The organism is Virgibacillus carmonensis, from assembly GCF_057836705.1.
The window spans coordinates 1-548 of the sequence record NZ_JBYQFJ010000346.1; the positions used below are offsets into that span (position 1 = coordinate 1).

A 548-nucleotide genomic window follows, 5' to 3' on the forward strand; every position below is an offset into this window, starting at 1 on the left:
AAGGACTGTTCCTACAGGTTCTTTATCATTATCTACTGAAATTGCGCCGTTATATGTTTTAATTGCTGCGGCCATCGAGGTTGCTGCCGCCGCTGAATCTGTAACATTCTCCTTGGGGTCTTCCGGATACGTTTTGGCCATGCCAACAAAATGTTTATCAAAAACTGTTTTTTCCATTTTTGTTGTAGATGGATCGTCTTTCATGTACCGATAGGCAGTTGTATAAGCTGGTCCCATACCATCACCGATCATGACAATAACATTCTTAACTTTTCCGTTATTACCTTTGCCTTTGTGCTTACCACTGTCAGCACTAGAATTTGTCGTGCTGATTCCAATCACACTGGCTGCAACTAACATAAAGACTGCTACGAAAATCCATGTTTTTTTTCTCATGTCCATCCTCCTTGGAATTTTTAATGTCTTCACCTAATATAGTAGATTAGGAAGCTATTTTTAAAAATAGTAGTTTTGTAGCGAATTTTGTAAAGTTTGTAAATAGAGTGTAAACGCGCTGGATTTGTTGCGGAAAACTAGTAGAAACGTAT

1 protein-coding gene is annotated in these 548 nt (G+C 38.3%); it reads right to left on the bottom strand.

Annotated features, from left to right (window positions below):
- On the bottom strand, positions 1-396 hold a 396-nt coding region (locus AC3G7N_RS22260), incomplete at its 3' end, for an alkaline phosphatase (protein ID WP_489424286.1).
- Between the last annotated feature and the right edge of the window lie 152 nt (positions 397-548).